Origin of the sequence: Fulvivirga kasyanovii (assembly GCF_009711405.1) — a bacterium.
Lineage (GTDB): Bacteria > Bacteroidota > Bacteroidia > Cytophagales > Cyclobacteriaceae > Fulvivirga > Fulvivirga kasyanovii.
Map to the genome: position 1 here is coordinate 1 of NZ_SMLW01000393.1, position 8,457 is coordinate 8,457.

10 protein-coding genes are annotated in these 8,457 nt (G+C 42.4%); 7 read left to right on the forward strand and 3 right to left on the reverse strand.

The features are described 5' to 3' along the window. The 5 genes from E1163_RS04990 to E1163_RS05010 form a co-directional block, all read left to right on the forward strand. A partial coding sequence (locus E1163_RS04990) for an NfeD family protein (RefSeq protein WP_155170128.1) occupies positions 1-1,225 on the forward strand: 1,225 nt, incomplete at its 5' end. Beyond that, positions 1,222-1,956, forward strand: coding sequence for a 3-deoxy-manno-octulosonate cytidylyltransferase (gene kdsB / locus E1163_RS04995; protein ID WP_155170130.1), 735 nt, complete (start codon positions 1,222-1,224; stop codon positions 1,954-1,956). The genes E1163_RS04990 and kdsB, both read left to right, overlap by 4 nt. A gap of 98 nt (positions 1,957-2,054) precedes the next feature. Then, positions 2,055-3,161, forward strand: a complete 1,107-nt coding sequence (locus E1163_RS05000; protein WP_185155962.1) for an acyloxyacyl hydrolase — start codon at positions 2,055-2,057, stop codon at positions 3,159-3,161. Then, entirely contained in the window at positions 3,158-3,895 is a 738-nt protein-coding gene (locus tag E1163_RS05005; protein WP_155170134.1) for a head GIN domain-containing protein, read from the forward strand. The genes E1163_RS05000 and E1163_RS05005 overlap by 4 nt, the downstream gene beginning before the upstream one ends. Positions 3,896-3,898: 3 nt before the next feature. Beyond that, positions 3,899-4,429: an NADPH-dependent FMN reductase gene (locus tag E1163_RS05010; RefSeq protein WP_155170136.1), complete on the forward strand. Its 531-nt coding sequence runs from the start codon at positions 3,899-3,901 to the stop codon at positions 4,427-4,429. A gap of 58 nt (positions 4,430-4,487) precedes the next feature. Here the strand turns inward: E1163_RS05010 and map are convergent, their stop codons facing one another. The 3 genes from map to E1163_RS05025 all read right to left on the reverse strand — a co-directional run bounded on the left by map (position 4,488) and on the right by E1163_RS05025 (position 6,492). Next, entirely contained in the window at positions 4,488-5,252 is a 765-nt protein-coding gene (gene map / locus E1163_RS05015) for a type I methionyl aminopeptidase (RefSeq protein WP_155170138.1), read from the reverse strand. A 127-nt stretch (positions 5,253-5,379) separates the two neighbouring features. Continuing rightward, a complete protein-coding gene (locus E1163_RS05020; RefSeq protein WP_155170141.1) occupies positions 5,380-5,871 on the reverse strand; it encodes a carboxypeptidase-like regulatory domain-containing protein in 492 nt (163 codons plus the stop codon). 78 nt (positions 5,872-5,949) lie between these two features. After that, positions 5,950-6,492, reverse strand: coding sequence for a hypothetical protein (locus E1163_RS05025; RefSeq protein WP_155170143.1), 543 nt, complete (start codon positions 6,490-6,492; stop codon positions 5,950-5,952). 309 nt (positions 6,493-6,801) lie between these two features. Here E1163_RS05025 and E1163_RS05030 point away from each other — a divergent pair, with 309 nt between their 5' ends. Both E1163_RS05030 and E1163_RS05035 read left to right on the forward strand, forming a co-directional pair. Continuing rightward, on the forward strand, positions 6,802-7,635 hold the full coding sequence (locus tag E1163_RS05030) for a hypothetical protein (RefSeq protein WP_155170145.1): 834 nt from the start codon (positions 6,802-6,804) through the stop codon (positions 7,633-7,635). Positions 7,636-7,733: 98 nt separating this feature from the next. Then, positions 7,734-8,327, forward strand: coding sequence for a DinB family protein (locus E1163_RS05035; protein ID WP_246223507.1), 594 nt, complete (start codon positions 7,734-7,736; stop codon positions 8,325-8,327). Positions 8,328-8,457 lie beyond the last annotated feature (130 nt).

The window sequence follows — 8,457 nt, forward strand, 5'->3', positions numbered from 1 at the left end:
GAACCGGTATGTTGATCTCGCCCTCAAGCACGCCGAAGACAATAAAGCTGATTATGTAGTCATTGAAATGGATACTTATGGCGGGGCTGTAACGGATGCCAAGGATATTGTGGAGCGAATACTTGATTTTGAAAAGCCGATCTGGGTGTTTATTAACAAGGATGCTGCTTCTGCCGGGGCTTTGATTTCTATCGCCTGCGACAGCATCTACATGGCTCCGGGGGCAAACATAGGGGCTGCCACTGTAGTAACTGCCGATGGTGGCGCCGCTCCTGACAAATACCAGTCTTACATGCGCAGCACTATGCGGTCCATAGCCGAAGAAAGTGGCCGCGATCCAAAAATAGCGGAGGCCATGGTAGATCAGTCGATCGAGATTGACAGCGTTACCCAGGCCGGGCAGGTGATCACTTTCTCTACTTCGGAAGCCATTAAATATGGTTTTTGTGAAGGTAAAGTAACTTCCATAGAGGAAATCCTAGAAAAGAATGGCGTGGAAGATTATGAGCTTGTGGAGTATGAGCTGAGTGGTACGGAAAAAATAATCTCCATATTCCTCAACCCTTTTGTAAGTGGTATTTTAATACTTGTCATTATAGGTGGTATCTGGTTTGAGCTTCAAACGCCGGGCGTAGGCTTTCCTATTGCGGCAGCAGGTATTGCTTTGATTTTGTATTTTGTGCCTTACTACCTCACCGGGCTTGCAGAAAACTGGGAGATCATAGCTTTCTTTGTGGGTATAGTGCTTATAGCGCTTGAAATATTCGTGATCCCTGGATTTGGCATTGCCGGTATCTCGGGAATAGTTATTACCATAGGCTCCCTGGTTTTGGTGATGCTTAACAATGATGCTTTTGACTTCTCTTTTGTAGGCTTCAATGAATTGCTTATAGCTGTAGCTGCCGCCCTCGCTGGCATGCTGGGCAGCATGGTACTGCTTTTTATCGGAGGGGTCAGGCTCACCAACACTAAAGTCTTCTCCAGGGTAGCGCTGATGGATACCATGGGCAGAGATCAGGGATATACCTCAAACTTTAAAACGGAATCCATGGTGGGCATGACGGGTACTGCCTATACCGTACTTCGCCCCAGTGGTAAAGTAATGATCGGCGGGGAGATCTACGATGCCTATACAAGGGGCGACTATATAGAAAGGGATGCAAAAATTGTGGTTTTGAGTGATGAGGGCACATCTTTAAAAGTTAAATTGGATAATCAGGAATGAATATATTGGGAATAATCCCAGCCAGGTACGGGTCTACAAGATTCCCGGCAAAAGCGCTGGCTGATATTGGTGGCAAGAGTATGATCAGGCGGGTTTATGAGCAAGCCACAAAGTCTGCTTTGCTAAGTGATGTGGTGATTGCCACTGACCATGAAGCTATTATGCAAGAGGCTGCCAGCTTCGGCGGCAAAGCCTGCATGACCAGCGAAAACCATCAAAGTGGCACTGACCGCTGCTATGAGGCATTGACCATTCAGGACAAGGATTACGACTACGTGATCAATATTCAGGGGGATGAACCGTTCATCAATCCTTCACAGATTGACCTCCTGGCCGGCCTTCTTGATGGAAATACCCAATTGGGAACGCTCGTGAAGCAAATTGAAGACCAGGAGGAATTGTTTAACCCGAACGTGGTCAAAGCCATTTTCAATGTAAATAACGATGCCATTTACTTTAGCCGGGCTACGCTGCCTTACAACCGCAACTCTAAAAAAGAAGACTGGCTTCAGGAGAGGAAATATTTCAAACATATTGGAATCTATGCATACAGAAGTGACATCCTGAAACAGATCACCAATTTGCCGGTATCCGGCCTGGAGTATGCCGAATCCCTTGAACAATTGCGTTGGATTGAAAATGGTTATGTAATCAAAGTTGCAGAAACCGAATATGCATCGGTAGGTGTAGATACACCGGAAGACCTCGAAAAGCTGAAAAATTTTTACTAACGGATGAATTAGTCTAATTTCGCACTTCAGTGCGCAACCCATTTTATGTGAGGGTATTACTTTCGGTTACCTCCTGAATGGGTTCTTTATTTATTCTAATGCGATATCTCAGAGGAATCATACTTATTTTTTGCCTTGCCCTTCCCTCTCTGGGCATTGGCCAGTTCCGCAACAATGGCAATAAGTTTATTGGTGTCGATTATTTCAAAGGGTTTATTTTTAAACATAAGCGACAGATTGGCCACCTGATCACCGACCATCCTGTTGGGTTTCGTATAACTTATGATCAGAAAACCTATGGTACAGAAGCCTGGCACCAACGCTATAATTTCCCTGACGTCGGCTTAACGTTCATTTACCTTGATTATAAGAATGAGAGCCTGGGAAAATCATTCGGTTTGATCCCACATTTCAACTTTTATCTCAATAAAAACAAGCTGTCTAAAAACCAGTTCAAATTTAAGATCGGATTGGGGCTGGGATATAACACCAACAAGTATGACAAAGAGAACAACAATAAGAACAACGTTTTAAGTACTGACCTTAACTTTGGCATATTGTTTCAAGCCGAATATCAGCGTGAGCTAACTGAAAGATTGTTTTTTAATACGCATCTGGCCTTCACGCATTTTTCCAACGGGGCAATCAGAAAGCCTAACTCGGGCATTAATGTTGTCAGTGCCAATTTGGGGCTGTCATATCTGATCAATTATACCCCAACGGAATATACCTACATTGAAGAGGAGCCGGTAGAAAAGCCCGGACTAGGCTATACGATTACATTGTCGGGAGGTATGCACGAATATTCAAAAATCGGTTCCGGCTCAAGGCCTTTCTGGGTGGTTAGCGGATTAGTGGATAAACGGCTCAATCATAAAAGCGCATTAGGCATTACCTTGGAGTGGTTTGCTTCACTTTCGCTAAAAAATGATATTAAATACGACTACAGGCTGGAAGGCCAGGAGTTACCGGACTGGCACCGCATTGGCGTGGCCCTGAGCCATGAATGGATTGTAAGTGATGTTTCACTGATCTCTCAGGCAGGTTACTACATCTATGATGAGTATGACTACTACGGCAAGGTATACCTGCGGCTTGGGGTAAGAAAATATATTAATGATAAAATTTACAGCTCCCTGGTAGTGAAATCACATGGAGCCAAAGCAGAAGCGGCAGAATTTGCCATAGGCTGGAGGGTAAAATGAAATACAGGAATTATATAATATTACTGATCATACTGATGTATGGCTGCGACTCGGAAAATGCTCCTGACTGCCTGCAAAAAGCGGGAGACAATACCGAAGTGGTTTTAGATGTAGCTCCATTCAGCCTTCTGGAAGTAACTGCTGACCTCAATGTGGTAATTGAGCAGGGCCCTGAACAGATAGTAATGCTATCGGCCGGTGAAAATCTTATCAGTGATATTTACTACGAGGTGATCGATGACCGGTTGCTCATTCGCAATGATAATTCGTGCAGTTGGGTACGGTCTTACGACTTTCCGGTGGTCAAGATCACTCACCCGAACATAGCAGAAATCAGGTTAGCCGGCAGTGGTTTGATAAGTTCGAAGGGAACGCTTAGTTTTCCGGACTTAAGCCTGATCAGTGAAAATGAAAGCGGGGATTTTAAGCTGAACTTAAACACTACGGCTCTGGAAGTAGTAAGTAATGATATCACAAACTTTTATATGTCTGGCTCCGTAGAGAATCTGAGGGTAATGTTTGCTTCGGGTGATGGCCGGTTTGAAGCCAGTGACCTCCATGCCACGAACGCTAACATTTTCCACCGGGGCACCAATGACATTATAGTACATGTAAGCGGTGAACTTAGTGGGCGTATCATCTCGTCGGGCGACCTTATTTATGTTAAAACAAAACCAACCATCATTGACGTGAGCCTTGAAAACCTGGGTGACCTGATTGATGAAACCGAGTAAAAAATGGAGAAAATAGTAATTGTATGTGGCACAAACCGTGTCGATTCTGTATCCTATCAGATTGCACAAATCTATCAGGGCATTTTACAGGAACTCAATATAGACACTGAGCTTATTGACCTAACCGAGCTTCCTCACGATTTTGCCTTTTCGGCTTTATACAACAACGCTGGAAAAAATGAGGCTTTTAATCACTTCCGGGAAGTGATGGCTGAGAATAAGAGGTTTGTATTCGTGGTGCCGGAGTACAATGGTTCATTCCCCGGTGTGCTTAAAACTTTTATTGACGGCTTGAAATTTCCTGACAGTTTCAGGGATAAGAAGTGCGCCCTTGTGGGTGTTTCTTCTGGCATTCAGGGAGCAGGCCTTGCCCTGAGCCACCTCACTGACATTTTCCACTACTGCGGTATGCACGTTTTGGCTCTCAAGCCTAAGTTATCTCACATTGAGCAGCATTTTAAGGAAGGCTCTATCATTAACGAACTTTATATGACCTTGCTACAGGATCAGGCTAAAAAGCTCCTGGAATTCTAGATAAAAGTTACCTGCCTGCCGGGAATGCCAAAACCTTCCCGGCAGCGCTTTTAAAAGCTTAATCCCAGATACCATTGCAGGCAGTGAGTATCTCCGGCTTATCACCGGTAATGACTATCGTCTGCTCGTGTTGCGCAACGTAGCCCCCTCTATTGCCCAGCAATGTCCATCCATCCTGCTGAGTGTTGGCTATGGTTGAATCCGTGGAGATAAAGGTTTCAACGGCCACGACAGAGTTTTTCCTGAACCGTTTTTTATTGAACGGGTCATAGCAATTGGCTATTTCTGCCGGCTCTTCGTGCAGGCTTCTGCCTACCCCGTGACCGGTAAGGTTTTTTATTACTCTGTATCCTGCTTTCCTGGCTTCTGTTTCTATTAGCCGTCCTACCTCGGAGATCCTCACTCCTCCTTTGATACTATGTATGGCTTTATGGAGAATGCTCTTTGATGCTTCCACCAAGTGCTGATGCCCGTGGATGTCTTCACCTAACACAAATGAGCCACCGTTGTCGGCCCAAAAGCCATTAAGCTCAGCAGAAACGTCGATATTTACGAGGTCTCCCTCCCTAAGGATAGTTTTAGCAGAAGGAATACCATGGGCTATTTCATTATTCACACTGATACAAGTCCAACCGGGAAAGCCATAGGTAAGTTTTGGGGCAGAAGCTGCGCCATAATCTTTCAGTATAGCTCCTCCGAATTCATCCAGATGCTTTGTAGTCATGCCCGGTTTGGCATAGTTTCTCATTTCCTTCAGGGTCAAGCCTACTACTTCGCTGATCTTCCTCATGCCCAGCAGCTCATTTTCACATGTTATTGACATAGTTTGCAGTTTTGGTTAGTGCTGTTGTAATACAACAAACGTAAGGCAAAAAAGATAAAAGTAACTCATTGACACTTTAAAGTATCCGGGCATCAACTAATAAATCAGTTTATAAAAATATTATTTGTTAATCCTGTTGTTGCTGGTGGAATCCATTGTTATTTAAATACTTATGAAAAATATATGTGAAGCATGGAGCATTAGAAGTAAAAATCCCCTTTTCATACGCTTGTAGATGTTTGTTATTCAAGTCTTTAAAGATTCTGTATCGTTTCCGGTTTACTTTACGAATCGTCATAAAATCGTAGGTTCCGTCAGCTATCATAATAATCTCCAGGTCATTACAATTGGCAGGTACTTTTATCAAAGTCCATTCCATACCAATAAAACTGAGTAGCAATTCGTCTACTCCGGAGAGAAGTTCGATTTCAAAATTTCCGTTTCTGTCCGTAGTCCCCAGTCGAACCGTGTCACCGTTATGAATCCTAACTTCTGGTATTGGCTCAAATTCAAACTCATCAACTATTTTTCCGGTAATCGTCCTTACCTGTCCCTTGCATAAAAATGAAATAAGAAGAAAAAGTGTCAGAAGAAATATTACCATAGGGCTCTGTTTCATTTAAAGATCGCTTTTCATGGTTCCTGATACTATTGAAAATGCTCTCGGTGAACGCTACCTTGATATCATCAAAGAGCACTAATAAATATCTTTAAACTTCTCTAACATTTTTTCAACCCCCTCATCTTCGTTTAAAGGTATTAAAAGGTAGTGATGTATCACATCGCCAGTTTTGCGGGTTAGTATTGACCGATACATACCAGAGCTAGTATAGAAAGGAGAATCTTCCGCTTTAAAAGGAAGTTGTGTCTCCTTTAGTAAATACTCAGGTATATCAAGAGAACAATTTTGCAACATGTAGATAAATACATGCCCCTTCTTGTAAGGATAAAACTTACATATATTTACCCCCGAGTCTTTAAAGGTTCTATCTCCCAATTTTTCATTAATCCATATGTGGGTAACCAATTCACTAGTATCACAACTTTCCATTTGAAACCAAACATGATAGTTCTTGGTCTGAGAGGGTATTGTATCAACCAACGCTATCAAATTTTTCATCTCTTCAACTGAAAATGGTAAATCTGACTTTTGCGCAAAAGAATTAACACTGCCTACGAACAAAAGAAGCAGCAATAAATAACTCCTGATCAATCTATTTTCCATGATTCTTTTTCTCATTACTACTACTTTAAATGCCATACCCAACTGGCACGGCCTTTCAGCTCGTACTCGACACTAACTGCACCCCTTAGTACATCTATACCTAAAACCATTAAACGTTCAAATTCTAAAAAAAGCAGATGGTCTTTTAAAATACCGTAAAGGATTGGCTCTTGGCTGATAAACATACACAATGGAAATTCATGCAATTAAGCAAAAAATGGTTGATTATACTTACCCCAACTTTTCAAGTAAATAAATTAATAATATTTATTGATTTATTATACTTTTAATTTGTATCTTTCGCAAAAACTTAAACCTACCCTCATGAGATTAACGCTTCTATCCCTGTTATTACTGCTTATTACCGGCTACACTCAGGCTCAGGATAAAATCTACAAAAAGGACAAGACGGTCATTGATTGTAAGATCATTGAAATCGGGGTCAATGAAATAAAATACCGCCTTTCAGAAGAGGAATTGCAAGACTCTCCTATCATCAGCATTTCGGTTACCGATGTGAGCAAAGTGCTTCTCAGCAGTGGTCGCGAGATAGAGTTTAAAGATCCGCTAACTGATCCAAGCTCATATGCGGAAGATAAAAAGCATGCATTGAAATTTCATTTTATTTCTCCTCTGGCGGAGCACCTGGCATTTTCGTATGAAAAGAGTATACGGCCGGGCAGGAGCTTTGAAACGGAGTTGGGTATTATCGGCGTAGGTTTTAATGTAGACGATTACTCATCCAGCGCCGGAGTGTATGTTTCATCAGGGTATAAATTCCTGAAAACTCCTGATTTCTATTCACAAAGAATGAAATATGCCCACATTCTAAAGGGCAGCTATGTAAAACCTCAGATATTACTTTCCATTTACCGCAATAAAGTCAACAGCCAGAGTTCTCCGTACTATAACGATCCAGATCAGGACATAGTAGCCGGAGCATTGGTCATCAACCTGGGCAAACAAATAGTTTATGATAACTTCTTTTTGATGGACTATTCCATTGGCGTAGGTTATGGTTTTAGCAATCAAAAGTCCTCTGACAACTACTACGACTACTACGATTTCCGCAGTAACCACTATGGATTTATTTTGGGGGACAGTAATTTTCCCGTGGCAGTAACAGGAAGGATAAAAGTTGGCATTCTGATAAAATAGTCTGGTAGTTAAACAGCCTCAATCACCTCTTATGTAAGTTTACTTCTTTTAACGGGCATAAAAGGGTATTTTAAATCAATACCAATAATAAACCTCTAATGAAGACTTTGAAGGCTGCAACTACACTTGCAATATGTATGATCATGGCTTTTTCATTGAACGCCCAGGATAACTCAAACGATGAAGTGCTTTACTACAGCCAGATACCCGATTACCCGGAAAGCTATACTGCAGGAAGCGTGGCTGCCAGAATGGTGGATGGCTTAGGCTTTAGGTTTTATTGGGCCACTGAGGGCCTTCGCCCGGAAGACCTCGCTTTCCGGCCGGGTGATGATGCCCGCTCTGCGGCAGAAACGATAGACCATATTTTTCAGATGTCTTACCTGATCGCCAACGCGGTGCAACAAGAATCAGCATACCCACCTGAAGATTTGCCCTTTACACAAAAGAGGGCTTTAACGCTTTCGAATTTAAGACAGGTCAGTCAAGTGCTGAGAAAGAGCTCCGATAAAGACCTTGAAGGTTATGTAATCAAATTTGGAAACGGCACAGAACTTCCGTTCTGGAACCTGATCAATGGCCCTATAGCAGATGCACTCTGGCATTGCGGACAAATAGTATCTTTCCGCAGATCATCGGGCAATCCTTTTAACTCTAATGTGAGTGTTTTAAATGGCCGGTTACGAAAGTAATAACCTCAGAGAGGAGAAGAGGATCTGGTAGAATTTCCGGGGAGACATTAACTTTTCGTGGGTGTATTGTTAATAGCAATCTGCAAAAGCAGTTGGCAAAATAGGGTCACCTTGAAAATAGTTAAATAAC

Coding starts and splice junctions, on each gene's coding strand:
- kdsB (WP_155170130.1), top strand. CDS start 1,222: ATGAATATATTGGGAATAATCCCAGCCAGGTACGGGTCTACAAGATTC.
- E1163_RS05000 (WP_185155962.1), top strand. CDS start 2,055: ATGCGATATCTCAGAGGAATCATACTTATTTTTTGCCTTGCCCTTCCC.
- E1163_RS05005 (WP_155170134.1), top strand. CDS start 3,158: ATGAAATACAGGAATTATATAATATTACTGATCATACTGATGTATGGC.
- E1163_RS05010 (WP_155170136.1), top strand. CDS start 3,899: ATGGAGAAAATAGTAATTGTATGTGGCACAAACCGTGTCGATTCTGTA.
- map (WP_155170138.1), bottom strand. CDS start 5,252: ATGTCAATAACATGTGAAAATGAGCTGCTGGGCATGAGGAAGATCAGC.
- E1163_RS05020 (WP_155170141.1), bottom strand. CDS start 5,871: ATGAAACAGAGCCCTATGGTAATATTTCTTCTGACACTTTTTCTTCTT.
- E1163_RS05025 (WP_155170143.1), bottom strand. CDS start 6,492: ATGAGAAAAAGAATCATGGAAAATAGATTGATCAGGAGTTATTTATTG.
- E1163_RS05030 (WP_155170145.1), top strand. CDS start 6,802: ATGAGATTAACGCTTCTATCCCTGTTATTACTGCTTATTACCGGCTAC.
- E1163_RS05035 (WP_246223507.1), top strand. CDS start 7,734: ATGAAGACTTTGAAGGCTGCAACTACACTTGCAATATGTATGATCATG.